The organism is Azonexus hydrophilus DSM 23864 (assembly GCF_000429605.1).
In the GTDB taxonomy this organism is placed as follows: Bacteria; Pseudomonadota; Gammaproteobacteria; order Burkholderiales; family Rhodocyclaceae; genus Azonexus; species Azonexus hydrophilus.
In genome coordinates, this window is the sequence record NZ_AUCE01000019.1 from 59,572 (window position 1) to 73,298 (window position 13,727).

Annotated in this window: 15 protein-coding genes; 6 read left to right on the forward strand and 9 right to left on the reverse strand. The window is 63.0% G+C overall.

Annotated elements, in window-relative coordinates; translation table 11 throughout:
* Nucleotides 1-8: 8 nt before the first annotated feature.
* Genes petA through cydP form a run of 4 tightly spaced genes read right to left on the reverse strand, consistent with a single transcriptional unit; the run spans nucleotide 9 to nucleotide 3,518 of the window.
* Entirely contained in the window at nucleotides 9-632 is a 624-nt protein-coding gene (gene petA, locus G471_RS0111175) for a ubiquinol-cytochrome c reductase iron-sulfur subunit (RefSeq protein WP_028995414.1), read from the reverse strand.
* An 11-nt stretch (nucleotides 633-643) separates the two neighbouring features.
* Nucleotides 644-1,786 (reverse strand): cytochrome d ubiquinol oxidase subunit II, encoded by a 1,143-nt coding sequence (gene cydB, locus G471_RS0111180; RefSeq protein WP_028995415.1) that lies wholly within the window; start codon nucleotides 1,784-1,786, stop codon nucleotides 644-646.
* A 9-nt stretch (nucleotides 1,787-1,795) separates the two neighbouring features.
* Nucleotides 1,796-3,352 carry a cytochrome ubiquinol oxidase subunit I gene (locus G471_RS0111185; protein ID WP_028995416.1) on the reverse strand — a complete coding sequence of 519 codons (1,557 nt, stop codon included), beginning with the start codon at nucleotides 3,350-3,352 and terminating at the stop codon, nucleotides 1,796-1,798.
* On the reverse strand, nucleotides 3,342-3,518 hold the full coding sequence (gene cydP, locus G471_RS19335) for a cytochrome oxidase putative small subunit CydP (protein ID WP_169720498.1): 177 nt from the start codon (nucleotides 3,516-3,518) through the stop codon (nucleotides 3,342-3,344). The genes G471_RS0111185 and cydP overlap by 11 nt, the downstream gene beginning before the upstream one ends.
* Nucleotides 3,519-3,707: 189 nt before the next feature.
* Between cydP and G471_RS0111195 the strand changes: the two genes are divergently transcribed.
* The 3 genes from G471_RS0111195 (at nucleotide 3,708) to G471_RS0111205 (ending at nucleotide 7,253) form a co-directional block, all read left to right on the forward strand.
* A complete protein-coding gene (locus G471_RS0111195; RefSeq protein ID WP_028995417.1) occupies nucleotides 3,708-5,033 on the forward strand; it encodes a sigma-54 interaction domain-containing protein in 1,326 nt (441 codons plus the stop codon).
* Nucleotides 5,034-5,140: 107 nt separating this feature from the next.
* Nucleotides 5,141-6,691 (forward strand): alkyl hydroperoxide reductase subunit F, encoded by a 1,551-nt coding sequence (ahpF, locus tag G471_RS0111200; protein ID WP_028995418.1) that lies wholly within the window; start codon nucleotides 5,141-5,143, stop codon nucleotides 6,689-6,691.
* An 88-nt stretch (nucleotides 6,692-6,779) separates the two neighbouring features.
* Complete coding sequence (locus tag G471_RS0111205) at nucleotides 6,780-7,253, forward strand: hypothetical protein (RefSeq protein WP_028995419.1); 474 nt, start codon at nucleotides 6,780-6,782, stop codon at nucleotides 7,251-7,253.
* Nucleotides 7,254-7,302: 49 nt separating this feature from the next.
* Here G471_RS0111205 and G471_RS0111210 read toward each other — a convergent pair whose 3' ends face one another.
* Nucleotides 7,303-7,923, reverse strand: a complete 621-nt coding sequence (locus G471_RS0111210) for a cytochrome b/b6 domain-containing protein (RefSeq protein WP_028995420.1) — start codon at nucleotides 7,921-7,923, stop codon at nucleotides 7,303-7,305.
* Nucleotides 7,920-9,566 carry a tetrathionate reductase family octaheme c-type cytochrome gene (locus G471_RS17470; protein ID WP_043421535.1) on the reverse strand — a complete coding sequence of 549 codons (1,647 nt, stop codon included), beginning with the start codon at nucleotides 9,564-9,566 and terminating at the stop codon, nucleotides 7,920-7,922. The genes G471_RS0111210 and G471_RS17470 overlap by 4 nt, the downstream gene beginning before the upstream one ends.
* A gap of 219 nt (nucleotides 9,567-9,785) precedes the next feature.
* Between G471_RS17470 and G471_RS0111220 the strand changes: the two genes are divergently transcribed.
* Entirely contained in the window at nucleotides 9,786-9,995 is a 210-nt protein-coding gene (locus G471_RS0111220; RefSeq protein ID WP_028995421.1) for a DUF3460 family protein, read from the forward strand.
* A 42-nt stretch (nucleotides 9,996-10,037) separates the two neighbouring features.
* Here the strand turns inward: G471_RS0111220 and G471_RS0111225 are convergent, their stop codons facing one another.
* From G471_RS0111225 to G471_RS0111235, 3 genes are read right to left on the reverse strand one after another with little or no spacing between them, the layout of a single operon-like run.
* The gene (locus tag G471_RS0111225; protein WP_028995422.1) at nucleotides 10,038-10,919 is read right to left on the reverse strand and encodes a M48 family metallopeptidase; all 882 of its coding nucleotides are present in this window, start codon (nucleotides 10,917-10,919) and stop codon (nucleotides 10,038-10,040) included.
* A 3-nt stretch (nucleotides 10,920-10,922) separates the two neighbouring features.
* Nucleotides 10,923-11,369: a YbjQ family protein gene (locus G471_RS0111230; protein ID WP_028995423.1), complete on the reverse strand. Its 447-nt coding sequence runs from the start codon at nucleotides 11,367-11,369 to the stop codon at nucleotides 10,923-10,925.
* 4 nt (nucleotides 11,370-11,373) lie between these two features.
* Entirely contained in the window at nucleotides 11,374-11,688 is a 315-nt protein-coding gene (locus G471_RS0111235) for a YbjQ family protein (RefSeq protein ID WP_028995424.1), read from the reverse strand.
* An 89-nt stretch (nucleotides 11,689-11,777) separates the two neighbouring features.
* Between G471_RS0111235 and G471_RS0111240 the strand changes: the two genes are divergently transcribed.
* Both G471_RS0111240 and lolD read left to right on the forward strand, forming a co-directional pair.
* Complete coding sequence (locus tag G471_RS0111240) at nucleotides 11,778-13,019, forward strand: lipoprotein-releasing ABC transporter permease subunit (protein ID WP_245580552.1); 1,242 nt, start codon at nucleotides 11,778-11,780, stop codon at nucleotides 13,017-13,019.
* A complete protein-coding gene (lolD, locus tag G471_RS0111245) occupies nucleotides 13,012-13,692 on the forward strand; it encodes a lipoprotein-releasing ABC transporter ATP-binding protein LolD (RefSeq protein WP_028995426.1) in 681 nt (226 codons plus the stop codon). The genes G471_RS0111240 and lolD overlap by 8 nt, the downstream gene beginning before the upstream one ends.
* The last annotated feature ends 35 nt before the right edge of the window (nucleotides 13,693-13,727 follow it).

Consider the following 13,727-nt stretch of genomic DNA (forward strand, 5'->3'; position numbering starts at 1 on the left):
TTTTCCTTTCAGGTCTTGTCGAATTCGTCGCTGCCGATGATCAGGCGGGTGTCCGTCAGATACTGGTGCGGCGGGATTTCCAGATTGGTCGGGGCCGGTTTGTTCTTGAACACGCGGCCGGCGAAGTCGAAGGTCGAGCCGTGGCACGGGCAGAGAAAGCCGCCTGGCCAGTCGGCGCCGAGTGCCGGGTCGCCGGGGGTGAAGGCGTTCGACGGCGAGCAGCCGAGGTGGGTGCAGATGCCGACGGCGACCAGCATTTCCGGCACCCGCGAGCGGGTTTCGTTGGCCGCGTAGGCGGGCTGCTGCGAGGTGACGGCCGAAGCCGGGTCGGCCAGCATCGGTTCGGCCTTTTTCAGCGCGGCGAGCATTTCCGGCGTGCGGTTGAGGATCCACACCGGCTTGCCGCGCCATTCGACGACCATCATCTCGCCCGGCGCCAGCTTGCCGATGTCGACTTCGACCGGCGCACCGGCGGCGAGCGCGCGCTCGGAGGGCATCAGGCTGCTGACGAAGGGCACGATGGCGGTCAGCGCCAGCGCGCCGCCGGCACCGGCCGTGGCCATGATCCACTGGCGGCGGGCCGGGCTGTCGCAGACGGTGAAGGACTCACCGGAACACAGGCATTCGGACATGGCGTTCTCCCTTAGTAGGCGGCGTGGTCGTTCTCACGGATGTAGGCGGCGGTGACCTTGCCGGCCATCACTTTGTAGGCCCAGCCGGTGTAGGCAATGATGATCGGCATGAAGATCAGCGTCGCCCAGAGCATGATGTTCAGCGTCAGGTGGCTGGAGACGCTGTCGTAGACGGTGAGGCCGGAGCGCAGGTCGGTCGACGAGGGCATCACGAAGGGGAACAGCGAGGCGCCGGCGGTGCCGATGACGCCGACGATGGCCAGCGACGAGGCGACGAAGGCGGCCAGCGTGGCGCGATTGACCGCCAGCAGCATGGCCGCCAGCGTGCCGGCGTAGGCCAGAGCCGGCAGCACCATGGTCAGCGGGGCTTTGTCGTAATTGGCCAGCCAGGCGCCGGGTTGGCGGATGACTTCCTTGTCGAGCGGATTGGGTAAGGCGCCGGCATCGACCGCCGAAACGATGGCGTAGCCGTCAATGCCCTGCCACAGCCAGATACCGGCAGCCGAGAAGCCGATCAGCAGCAGGCTGCCGAAGACCAGCATGGCCGTCTGCGTGCGCCGCTGGACGGCGCCTTCGGTGCGGTGCATCAGGTAGATCGCGCCGTGGAAGGTGATCATCGCCGTCGATACCACGCCGCAGAGCAGGGCGAAGGGGTTGAGCAGGGCCCAGAAGCTGCCGGTGTAGTAGGGCATCAGGTTGTCGGCGAAATGGAAGGGCACGCCCTGGAACAGGTTGCCGAAAGCGACGCCGAAGATCAGCGGCGGCACGGCGCCGCCGACGAACAGGCCCCAGTCCCAGGTCTGGCGCCAGGTCGGGTTGTTGATCTTGCTTCGGTAGTCGAAGCCGACCGGGCGGAAGAATAGTGCCCAGAGCACGGCCAGCATCGCCCAGTAGAAGCCGGAGAAGGCGGTCGCATAGACCAGCGGCCAGGCGGCGAAGATGGCGCCGCCGCCGGTGATGAACCAGACCTGGTTGCCGTCCCAGTGCGGGCCGACGGTGTTGATGACGATGCGCCGTTCGACGTCGTCCTTGCCGACGAAGGGCAGCAGCGTGCCGACGCCCATGTCGTGGCCGTCCATGATGGCGAAACCGACCAGCAGGACGCCGACCAGCAGCCACCAGATGAGTTTCAGCGTGGGGTAATCGAAAAGCATGGTTGTTCCTCAGGCGTGAGCGTATTCATTGTCGTAGCGGCCGGTACCCAGGCTGCCCGGACCCTGCTTGGCGAAGCGCACCATCAGGTACATCTCGACCGCCAGCAGCAGCGTGTAGAAGCCGATGAAGCCGGCGAGCGAGCCGTAGAGGCTGCCGACTGACAGCGTCGACACCGACATGTGAGTCGGCAGCACGCCGTAGATGGTCCAGGGCTGGCGGCCGTATTCGGCGACGAACCAGCCGAGCTCGCAGGACAGCCAGGGCACCGGCAGCATCCACAGCGAGGCGCGCAGCAGCCACGGCTTGTCGGCGAAATTGCCCTTGATCGAGTACCACAGGGCGGCGCCGAACAGCGCCAGCATCAGGAAGCCGAAGGCAACCATCAGGCGGAAGGTCCAGAACAGCGGGGCAACGCGCGGGATGGTGTCGGCTACGGCTTTGTCGATGATTTCCGGGGTGACGTCGCGCATGTCGACAACGTATTTCTTCAGTAGCAGGCCGAAGCCGAGATCAGCCTTGTGCTGCTCGAATTCTTCCCTGAGCGCGGCGTCGTTCGGGGTCTTGCGCAAGGCTTCAAGGGTGACGACGGCCTCCATGCCGGACAGGATGCGTTCGCGGTTCTTCTCGCGGATTTCCTTGATGCCGGGAATCTGCTGGTCGAGCGAGCGGGTGCCGATGATGCCCATGACCCAGGGAATCTCGATGGCAAAGTCGTTCTTCATTTCGGCTTCGTTGGGAATCGCGATCAGGTTGAAGCCGGCCGGTGCCGGTTCGGTCTCCCACATCGCTTCCATCGCGGCCAGCTTGGTCTGCTGCGCTTCGCCGACGGTGTAGCCGGATTCGTCGCCGAGCACGATGACCGAGCAGATCGAGGCGAAGCCGAAGGCGGCGGCGATGCGGAAGCTCTTCTTGGCGAACTCGACGTCGCGCCCGCGCAGCAGGTAGAAGGCCGAGATCGAGAGGACGAACATGGCGCCGGTGACGTAGCCGGCCGAGACGGTATGGACGAACTTGGCCTGGGCGTCTGGGTTGAACAAGACGGCCCAGAAATCGACCATCTCCATGCGCATGGTCACGTAGCTGAATTCGGCGCCGACCGGATTCTGCATCCAGCCGTTGGCGATCAGGATCCACAGCGCCGACAGGTTGGTGCCGACCGCCATGAGGATGGTCACCAGCAGATGCTGCTTGCGCGACAGACGGTCCCAGCCGAAGAAGAACAGGCCGATGAAGGTCGATTCGAGGAAGAAGGCCATCAGGCCTTCGATGGCCAGCGGCGCGCCGAAGATGTCGCCGACGTAGTGCGAGTAGTAGGCCCAGTTGGTGCCGAACTGGAACTCCATGGTGATGCCGGTGGTCACGCCAAGCGCGAAATTGATGCCGAACAGCTTGCCCCAGAAACGGGTCATGTCCTTGTAGATGGTCTTGCCGGTCATCACGTAGGCGGATTCCATGATCACCAGGATCCAGGTCATGCCGATGGTCAATGGCACGAACAGGAAGTGGTACATCGCGGTGATCGCGAACTGTAGCCGGGACAGGTCGACAAGCTCTTCACTGAGCATGGGTTTCTCCTTGCGGGGCGGTGGTGAAATGACGGGCGGCCGTCGTGTCGTCGACGGCGACCCGGACGTCGCGGATGAACAGCCACCAGATCGCCGTCAGGACGATCAGCTTGGCGATGACGAGAAGGATCAGTTCGCGTCTGAGTCGGCGGTCGCGTCGGTCCATGGCGGGCTCCGGTGGTTGAATAACAGTCTTTGCTTATCAAGAGCCGTGCCAGCCCGAGCGGGGCTGAAAATTCGCCGCAAGTCATTGATTTGAAAACCTGCGGCGTTTCGTCGCAGGGGGATTTTCTGGGCTTTTTTTGCCAGTTGTGGCAGAGTGTGGCAGTAATCAATGGCAGTGATTGGCGGAGAAATGGCAGATAACAACGGTAGCCCCCAGCTCAGCGAACTGGTTTCCTTCCTGCAGACCTTGCCCGAGCCGCACATCCTGTGCGACCGCAACTACCGGATCATTGCCGCCAACGACGCTTATCGCGCTAGCTGGCTGGATCAGCAGGAAGTCGTCGGGCGCAAGTGCTACGAGGTTTCGCACCGCTACGATGTGCCTTGCGACCAGGCCGGCGAGTTCTGTCCGCTGCAGCGCAGCTTGCGATCCGGCCAGCGCGAGCGCGTGCTGCACCTGCACCACACGCCGCAGGGCGAGAGCTTCGAGAACATCGAGCTGTCGCCGATCCGCGATGCCAGCGGCGAGATCGTCTATTACATCGAGAAGCTCGAACCGCTGCCCGGCGCCCGCAGCCAGGCGCATGCGCAGGGCTTGATCGGTCGTTCGCCGGCCTTCGTGCGGATGATGGAAATGGTTGCCCGCGTCGCGCCGTCCGACGCCGCCGTGCTCCTGCAGGGTGAATCGGGCACCGGCAAGGAACTGGTCGCCGGCGCCATCCACCGGATCAGCAAGCGCGCCGACCAGCCCTTTGTTGCGGTCGACTGCTCGGGCTTGCCGGAAACGCTGTTCGAAAGCGAGTTGTTCGGCCACGAGCGCGGCGCCTTCACCGGCGCCACCGCACGCAAGACCGGGCTGGTCGAGGCGGCGGCCGGTGGCACGCTGTTCCTCGACGAGGTCGGCGATATTCCGCTGTCGATCCAGGTCAAGCTGCTGCGCCTGCTCGAAACCGGCACTTACCGTCGGGTCGGCTCGCCGGAACTGCGCAAGGCCGAGGTCCGCATCGTTTCGGCGACGCACCGGCCGCTGGCCGAGATGGTCGAGACCGGCAGCTTTCGCCAGGATCTGTTCTACCGCCTGAACATCTTCCCGATCTTCCTGCCGCCCCTGCGCGAGCGCGGCGACGACGTGCTGCTGCTGGCCGAGGCGCTGCTCGCCCGGGTTGCCGCCGGCCGGCCGCTGGGCATTTCTGCCGACGCCAGGGCATGGCTGTCGGCTTATGCCTATCCCGGCAATGTGCGCGAATTGCGCAACCTGCTCGAACGCGCCTGCCTGCTGTGCGACGGTGACGAAATCCGTCCCGAGCATCTGCCTGTGGGCATGCAGGCGGGTAGGCCGGACCTTGTCCCGAGCCATCTTGCCGGCGCGACGGCCTCCCGGCCTGCGTTACCGGCCGAGGTCGATCTGCCGGCGGTGCTGCGCAGTTTCCGGGGCAGCCGCAAGGCGCTGGCGGCGCATCTGGGTTGGTCGGAGCGCACCCTGTACCGGCGCCTGAAGGCACTTGGCCTGAAATAGCCAATAGGTATCCAGTGGATTGTTTCAATCAATTGGATAAATAGAGGCGGCCTCCCTAATATGGCCCCTGACCGATTTGCCAGACCAACTGATTCAGGGAGAACACCATGCTCGACAGCACCATCAAGGAACAACTCAAGGCTTACCTGCAGCGCCTGCAAGGCCCGATCGAACTGGTCGCCGCGCTGGGCGAAGACGACAAGTCGCAGGAAATGCGCGCGCTGCTCAACGACATCCTCGATTGCTCGCCGCAGGTCAGCCTGCGCGAGGAAGCGCACGCCCGCATTCCCTCGTTCGGCGTCACCGTGCCGGGGCAGACGCCGCGCATCCGCTTTGCCGGTCTGCCGATGGGCCACGAATTCACCTCGCTGGTCCTGGCTCTCCTGCAGGTCAGCGGCTATCCGCCCAAGGTCGAGCAGGCGGTCATCGATCAGGTCAAGAACCTGAGCGACCGGCTCGATTTCGAGACCTACATTTCCCTGTCCTGCCACAACTGCCCGGACGTCGTTCAGGCGATCAACCTGATGGCTGCGCTCAACCCGAACATCAGCAGCACGATGATCGACGGCGCGCTGTTCCAGGGCGAAGTCGAGGCCCGCCAGATCATGGCCGTGCCGACGACCTACCTGAACGGCGAGGAATTCGGTGCCGGGCGCATGCTGATCGAGGAAATCCTGGCCAAGGTCGATACCGGCGCCGCCGCCCGCGCCGCCGAAGAACTGGCCGCCAAGGCAGCCTTCGACGTGCTCGTCGTCGGTGGTGGTCCGGCTGGTTCGGCCGCGGCCATCTACGCAGCCCGCAAGGGCATCCGCACCGGCGTGCTGGCCGAGCGTTTCGGCGGGCAGGTGATGGATACGCTGGGCATCGAAAACTTCATCTCGGTCAAGGAAACCGAAGGACCCAAGCTGGTCGCCGCACTGGAGCAGCACGTCAAGGCCTACGAGGTCGACGTGATGAACCTGCAGCGCGCCGCCAAGCTGATCCCGGCGGCCGAAGAAGGCGGTCTGGTCGAAGTGCAACTGGAGAATGGCGCGTCGCTCAAGTCGAAGTCGGTGATCCTGGCCACCGGCGCCCGCTGGCGCGAGATGAACGTGCCCGGCGAGAAGGAATACAAAGCCAAGGGCGTCTGCTTCTGCCCGCACTGCGACGGCCCGCTGTTCAAGGGCAAGCGTGTAGCGGTGATCGGCGGCGGCAATTCCGGCGTTGAAGCGGCGATTGACCTGGCCGGCATCGTCGGTCATGTGACCCTGCTCGAATTCGGCGACGCGCTGCGCGCCGACGCCGTATTGCAGAAGAAGCTGTACAGCCTGGCCAACGTCACCGTGATCAAGTCGGCGCAGACCACCGAAGTCACCGGCGACGGCCAGAAGGTCAACGGGCTGGTGTACAAGGATCGCGTCAGCGGTGAGGAAAAACGCGTCGAACTCGAAGGCATCTTCGTCCAGATCGGCCTGTTGCCGAATACTGACTGGCTGAAGGAAACGGTCGAGTTGTCGAAGTTCGGCGAGATCGTCATCGACGCCAAGGGTCACACCTCGGTCCCCGGCGTGTTTGCTGCCGGCGACTGCACGACGGTGCCGTACAAGCAGATCATCATCGCCATGGGTGCCGGCGCAACGGCTTCGCTCAGCGCGTTTGATCACTTGATCCGCAGTTGATCGATTACACCGCTCCAAACCATTCTTACCCCGTCATTGCTTCGGCGATGTCGGGGTTTTTCGATTTCTACTTGCTGAAGGATCATTGATGAAAACCAAATCCCTGCTTCCCCTGTTGTTGTTTGCCTGTGCGCTGACGGTTCACGCTCAGGCAAACAGTCTGCGTGCCGGCGATACTCTGCCGACGCTGGTGCTGAAGGATCAGCATGACAAACCGGCGATCGTTCCCGCCGATCTGCGCCAGGTCATCTTTGCCGCCGACAATGGCGGGGCGGGGCTGGTCACCGGCTGGCTGGATGCGCAGCCGAAAGACTGGTTGCAGCAGACGAAGCGGATCTACCTGGCCGATATCCACAAAATGCCGGGCCTGATCACGCGCATGTTCGCCTTGCCGAAATTGCGCGAGAAGCCTTACCAGATCGTTCTCGGCCGTGAGGAAGCCGACCTGACCATGCTGCCGCGCAAGAAGGATTGCGTGACCCTGTTGCCGGTTAACGCCGGCAAGATCGGGGAGGCTGCATTCGTTTGCGATGCGTCGGCCCTGCAGGCAGCGCTCAAATAAAAAAAGGCGGGGAATTCCCCGCCCAAACACGCAAGGTAAATCGATTCGCTTAGTGCTTCTTGTGGTGCTCGTCGACCTCTTCCCAGCCGGTGATCATCGCCTTGATGTGGGCGAAGACGGTGTGGCCGGTGGTGGTCAGGTAGACGTGGATGAAGAAGAAGGCGGTGATCATGAAGGCGCCCAGCGTATGGGCGACGGCGACCCATTCCAGGTTCAGGTATTGGGCGATGCCCAGTTCCTGCCAGTTGCCGTAGAACAGGTAAAGCAGGCCGGAAACCCAGATCAGCGGCGAGATGAAGGCGAGCAGGGCGAGGTAGGCCAGGCGCTGCAGGGGATTGTGCTTTTGCACCACGGTCTTGCGGAAGGGGTGCGGTGCGTCGCGGAAGATGCCGATCAGGTAGTAATTGACCATCGCCAGCACGTTCTTCAGTGACGGAAGATACTGCTTCCATTCGCCGGTGGTGAATTGCCAGAAGATGGTGAAGGCCCACAAGGTCAGCAGGCTCCAGGCGGCCAGGGTGTGGAAATGCACGGCCTGCTCGAAGCCGAGCAGCGCGTAGCTGCCGTGGACTTCGAAACCGGTGATCATCATGGTGATGATGAGCAGGGCTTGCGACCAATGCCAGAAGCGCTCATAGCGCTTGTAGATGTAGATGCGTTCGGCGCTCATTGTTCATTCTCCTTGCGACGACGGGTGATGATGCGGACCAGGCCGTGGATCAGGCCACCGCCGATGGCGCCGACGATGGCCAGACCACCGAGCAGGTCGACCCAGGGGTTGCGGTCACGACCGGGCAGGTAGATGTCGGTGATCGCCGCCAGCCGGCCGGTTTCGCCACGGGTATGGCATTCGGCGCAGGGCACGGCTTTTTCCTTGGGCGCGACCATGTGGGTGGTGAACCAGTTCATCCGCGTTTCGATGAAATCGAACTTGCCGCTGTAGGGCAGCCCGGCGGTTTCCATGCCCGACTGGATCGCCTTGGCGTAGTCGTAGTTTTTCCAGAACGCCGTATCGTCGTCGCCGTACACGTGGTTGACCACCAGCGTGTTGTTGACCGGGTCGTAGGCCTGCTTGCCGCGCATGACCTTGAACGGCCAGATACGGGCGTTTTCGTCGCTGGCCGAACCCTGGATGCGGTTCAGTTCGAGGACGCCGTCGGCGTCGATGTACTTGTCCAGCTTGTCGACAATGGAAACCTGTTCGACGGTGCCGTTGTACCACTTGTACTCGGGCCGGACATTCTCGCCATATTCGAAGTCTCCCTTGGCGGCCGAGTACTTCAGGTGACCGTGATCGTCCTTGATGAACAGCGGCTTGCCGTCAGCCCCCATCTTGCCGGCCGTGGACCAGTCCCAGAGCATCTTGGTGGCGACGCCGCCACGGGCGAATTCCGGGATGTGGCAGGTCTGGCAGGCGACCTTGTTGGCGTGGTTGTTGATCTTGGCCTGCTTGTGCGGTGCCTGGCTGTGACAGGATTCGCAGGTGGCACGGTTGTGATCGTCCTTGGGCAGGTCGAAGCCGTGCTGGTCCTTGGGGTTGACTGCGTAACGGCTGCCCGATGGCTGGTGCGCGTTGAAGGTGTGGCAGTCGGAACAGACCATGTTGGCGCCGTCCTTGGCCATATGCACGTCGAGTTCGCGCGACGGATTCTTCAACGAGGTGTCGAGGTCGCCGTGCTTGACTGCATCACCGCCGCCGCCATTGAAATGGCAGTTGCCGCAGTTGCTGCGACCGGGCTTGCCGACATGTTGCGCGATCTTGGTCAGGTCGGGAGCCTTGAACTGTTTCTTGCCCGGCGGCCCTTCCATCGGCTCGAATTCACGGTCTTCGTACAGCGGGTGGCCAGCATCGGTGCTGAATTTGCGATAGCCGCCGGTGGTGTCGTGGCAGGCCAGGCAGTCGACATTTTCCTGTTGCGTGAAGTCGTAATTCTTGTCGGTCCAGCCGTAGCCGGCATGGCAACTGGTGCACCGTGCTTCGTTGGAAAGCGGCGAGCCACAGAAATTGTTGGCCGCCCATTTCTTGCCGAGCGTCTTGCCGGTGGTCTTGCTGGTGGCTTCCCAGGTCCAGTGAATGCTCTTCATGACCTGATGAGAGGCCAGATTATGGCAACTGAGGCAGGCCTTGGTGACTTCCGGGCCGGTCTTGAACGGGCCTTTGAGGGCTTCGAGCTGGCTGTGGTCGGTGGTCGATCCGGATGGTGCTTTGGCGGCAGCGGCCTGGGCTGGCGATACGGGGATGTCGGCGGCTTGCGCAAAGCTTGCGCAAAGCGACAGCAAGATACCCGCGATCAAGGACACATGAGGCTTCATGTGGTCTCCAAGTTTCTGATTTTCGCGAGAGTCCGACCTCCCCAAGTCGGAACTTCCCGCCATCGCAGGCTTACAAGGGCGCGATTATAAGAAGATTCTGATGTTGCGCAAGTGATCAGGATCAAATTCTTGCGTAATTGTTGCAAGACGCGCCGACGAACCGGGGCGCGCCAACGTGCTAGAATCCCGCCCGTGCCAATTCCATCCGAGGGTAGAACAATGGGTGTTGTCGATACCGGCTATGTGTCTGATCACACGCGCTGGATGAACGAAATGCTGGAAAAGAATCCGCAGTGGGTCGAAGACCAGAAGGCCGGTCGGGCGCTGTGGTGGGACAAGAAGCAGGAAACCGAGTCGACCGCGCGCAATGCCGAGTCGAAGGTCGCGCAGAAGCCTTATCCCTACGACGTCAATTTCTTCGGCGAATAAACCCGCCGGGTTTTTGCCCGAGCCGAGAGTCCAGATCAGGACTCATGACAAGGAATCCTTCGGGGTTCCTTTTGTTTTTTCAGCGTTTTCCTTCATGAAGCCGGGCAATGGCGTCGTTGCCGTTGCCTCCTGTTTATCGTGGCTTTGGGCGAATTGCCGGATGCGCTCGATGCGTTCCTCATGGCCGGGATGGGTGCTGAAGATGGCCAGCGGTTCGCCGCTGGTCTGCTGGCGGGCGATGTGCTCGAAGAAGGCGGCCGCGTCGCCGACGTGGCCGTAGGTGCGCAGCATGGCCTGCAATGCGTCGGCGTCGGCCTGTTCTTCCTGGCTGCGGCTGAACGACAGGATGGGCAGCATGCCGACGCCGGTCAGCCATTGCTGCATGGCGCCGTCGCCGATGCCAGCCAGGCTGGAGAGCGCGAAGATCACGGCAAAACCCCGGCCCATGGCGACGATGGGGTGGCGGTGGCGGATATGGGCGATTTCGTGGGCCATGACCATGGCCAGCGCATTCTCGCTGGGCAGGGTGTCGATCAGCCCCTGGAAAACGACGATGTGGCCGCCCAGCGTGGCCAGGGCATTGACCGTGTTCGACGCCGAGTAATGCACGGTCAGCGTCATTTCCGGCGGCAGGTCCATGGCCGCGCCCAGGCGGTCGGCCAGTTGCTGGAGGTATTGCTGGCGCTCGCGGTGCACCGGCTGCGCCGGGGTTTCCGGTAGCCAGCGGCCTAGGCTGCCGGCCAGGGCGCGCTCTTGCTCAAACGGAACGTGGCGGGCCAGTTGCCCGGCGAGCAGTGACAGGGCCAGTACGGCCACCAGGATCAGCGCGCTGATGCCGCCGACCAGCAGCGCGAAATCCTTGAGCGGATGCGTCGTGCTGACGTTGATGCCTTCCGGAATCTGCGGGTTTTCGTACTCGGCCATGACTCAGCGGCGCTGGCGGACGGCAGTGCCGTAGGCGACGACTTCAACGGCGCCGACAGCGTTTTGCGCCCCCTTGTAGATCGATGCGGTTTCCAGGCGCAGGTTCCAGACGGCAGTGGCACCTTTGCGCCGGGCGGCGTCCTTCATGCGCAGGATGGCTTCGCGGCGGGCGCGTTCGAGCAGCGATTCGTAGGAACTGACGCGGCCGCCGACGAGGTTGCGCAGGCCGGCGACGAAGCGCTTGAAGAAGTCGACCGAGATGACGACATTGCCGCTGACCAGGATGCCTTCGAGCTGGTCCTCGTCGGGGATGCGGCGTTCGGAGAAGACCAGGATGTCGCGCAGGGTCTGCTCGCGTTCGATGATGGATTTGAAATGCCGCTTTTCGGCGCGCTGTCCGAAGACATAGCCGAGCAGCAACAAGACCAGGAATAGGATCAGATCGTACATGGCGTCATTCCACGACGACAGCGGTGCCGTAGGCGAACAGTTCGGCAGCGCCGGCGGCAACCGACGAGGTCGAGAAACGGACATTGACCACGGCGTTGGCGCCGATGGCCCGGGCCTGCTCGATCATCCGCTCGGTGGCTTCCTCGCGCGATTCGGTGAGCAGTTCGGTATAGCCCTTGAGTTCGCCGCCGAAGATGTTTTTCAGGCCTGCCATGATGTCGCGGCCGGCGTGTTTGGAACGGACGGTGTTGCCGCTGACCAGCCCGAGATGCTTGACGATCTGCTTGCCGGGGACGGTTTCGATATTGGTGACGATCATTGCGGTATTTCCTGAACGGTTGATTGGGCCGGCTTTTCCGGGTGGGTGTACCATAGCGCTTTTGTTGCATTGCGGGAATACGGATGTCATTGCCCTACGAGTTGCTGATCGGCTTGCGCTACACGCGTGCCAAGCGGCGCAACCATTTCATCTCCTTCATTTCGCTGATCTCGATGGCCGGCATCGGCCTCGGTGTTGCCGCACTGATCGTGGTGCTGTCGGTCATGAACGGTTTCCAGAAGGAATTGCGCACGCGCATCCTCGGCGTCGCCTCGCATATCCAGATCACCGCGATCGACGGCGCGCTGCGCGACTGGGCGTCGATTTCGGCCCAGGCCAAAAAGCATCCGGAAGTCCGCGAAACGGCGCCCTTCGTGCAATCGCAGGGCATGTTCTCGGTCGATGGCGAGGTCAAGGGCGTCCTCGTGCGCGGCATCCTGCCCGACCTGGAAGACGGCGTTGCCGACTTCCGCCAGACGATCCGGAGCGGCAGCCTGGATGCGCTCAAGCCGGGCGAGTTCGGGGTCGTCCTCGGCGCCGATCTGGCGCGTTCGCTGCGCGTATTTACCGGCGACAAGCTGACGCTGATCGCGCCGCAGGGCACGGTGACGCCGGCCGGCGTGGTGCCACGGGTGCGCTCGTTCACCGTGGTCGGCATCTTCGAGGTCGGCATGTACGAGTACGACTCGGGACTGGCGCTGATCCACCTGCAGGATGCGCAGCGCCTGTACCAGATGGGTGACGCGGTCACTGGCGTGCGCCTGAAGGTCGACGACCTGTTCAAGGCGCCGCGCATCGCCCGCGAACTGGTCGCCTACATCAACGCCGATGCCTGGTTGCACGACTGGACCAAGAGCCATGCCAATTTCTTCCGCGCGGTGCAGATCGAGAAGACGATGATGTTCATCATCCTCTCGCTGATCGTCGCGGTTGCCGCCTTCAATCTGGTGTCCACGCTGGTCATGGCGGTTACCGACAAGCAGGCTGACATCGCCATCCTGCGCACCCTTGGCGCCCGGCCGCGTTCGATCATGGCGGTGTTCATGATCCAGGGGGCGCTGGTCGGCTTCATCGGGCTGGGGCTCGGCGTGGCCGGCGGTGTCGCGCTGGCGCTCAACATCGACGTGGTGGTGCCGGCAATCGAACGTGTGCTGGGCATCCAGTTCCTGGCCAAGGACGTCTATTACATTTCCGACCTGCCGTCCGAATTGCTGTGGAGCGATGTCTGGGGTGTGACCGGCATCGCCTTCGTGCTGTCGCTGCTGGCGACGCTGTATCCGAGTTGGCGGGCGGCGCGGGTCAATCCGGCGGAGGCGCTGCGCTATGAGTGATTTGATCCTGCAGGCCCGGAGTCTGGGCAAAGTATTTCGTGGCGGTGGCCTGGAGGTGGCCGTGCTCAACGGCATCGACCTCGATCTGGCGGCTGGGCAGACGCTGGCCGTCGTCGGCGCTTCGGGTTCCGGCAAGAGCACCTTGCTGCACCTGTTGGGTGGCCTCGATGCGCCGAGCAGCGGTTCGGTGGCATTGATGGGGCGGGATTTCTCGGCGATGAACGAGGTCGACCGGGGCGACTGGCGCAACCGTCATCTCGGTTTTGTGTACCAGTTTCATCATTTGCTGCCCGAGTTCTCGGCGCTGGAAAACGTCGCCATGCCCCTGCTGATCCGGCGCGAACCGCGTCAGCAGGCGCTGGCCGCAGCGGCCGACATGCTCGGTGCCGTCGGTCTCGGTCATCGCCTGGAACATCGGCCCGGCGAACTGTCGGGCGGCGAGCGCCAACGCGCCGCCATCGCCCGGGCGCTGGTCAGCCGGCCATCTTGCATCCTGGCCGATGAACCAACCGGCAACCTCGACAGTCACACTGCTGGCGCCGTCTTCGACCTGCTGGTGGCGCAGGTAAAGCTTCAAGGGGGAAGTCTGGTCATGGTCACGCATGACCGTCGTCTGGCAGAACGTACCGATAGAACAATCGAATTGGACGATGGTAAATTAGTCGTTTCTTGATGTATCCGATAGAATCCGGCCGCTTTTGATGATTT

Coding starts and splice junctions, on each gene's coding strand:
- G471_RS17470 (WP_043421535.1), bottom strand. CDS start 9,566: ATGAAGCCTCATGTGTCCTTGATCGCGGGTATCTTGCTGTCGCTTTGC.
- G471_RS0111230 (WP_028995423.1), bottom strand. CDS start 11,369: ATGTACGATCTGATCCTATTCCTGGTCTTGTTGCTGCTCGGCTATGTC.
- G471_RS0111210 (WP_028995420.1), bottom strand. CDS start 7,923: ATGAGCGCCGAACGCATCTACATCTACAAGCGCTATGAGCGCTTCTGG.
- cydB (WP_028995415.1), bottom strand. CDS start 1,786: ATGCTTTTCGATTACCCCACGCTGAAACTCATCTGGTGGCTGCTGGTC.
- cydP (WP_169720498.1), bottom strand. CDS start 3,518: ATGGACCGACGCGACCGCCGACTCAGACGCGAACTGATCCTTCTCGTC.
- petA (WP_028995414.1), bottom strand. CDS start 632: ATGTCCGAATGCCTGTGTTCCGGTGAGTCCTTCACCGTCTGCGACAGC.
- G471_RS0111220 (WP_028995421.1), top strand. CDS start 9,786: ATGGGTGTTGTCGATACCGGCTATGTGTCTGATCACACGCGCTGGATG.
- ahpF (WP_028995418.1), top strand. CDS start 5,141: ATGCTCGACAGCACCATCAAGGAACAACTCAAGGCTTACCTGCAGCGC.
- G471_RS0111225 (WP_028995422.1), bottom strand. CDS start 10,919: ATGGCCGAGTACGAAAACCCGCAGATTCCGGAAGGCATCAACGTCAGC.
- G471_RS0111205 (WP_028995419.1), top strand. CDS start 6,780: ATGAAAACCAAATCCCTGCTTCCCCTGTTGTTGTTTGCCTGTGCGCTG.
- G471_RS0111235 (WP_028995424.1), bottom strand. CDS start 11,688: ATGATCGTCACCAATATCGAAACCGTCCCCGGCAAGCAGATCGTCAAG.
- lolD (WP_028995426.1), top strand. CDS start 13,012: ATGAGTGATTTGATCCTGCAGGCCCGGAGTCTGGGCAAAGTATTTCGT.
- G471_RS0111185 (WP_028995416.1), bottom strand. CDS start 3,352: ATGCTCAGTGAAGAGCTTGTCGACCTGTCCCGGCTACAGTTCGCGATC.
- G471_RS0111195 (WP_028995417.1), top strand. CDS start 3,708: ATGGCAGATAACAACGGTAGCCCCCAGCTCAGCGAACTGGTTTCCTTC.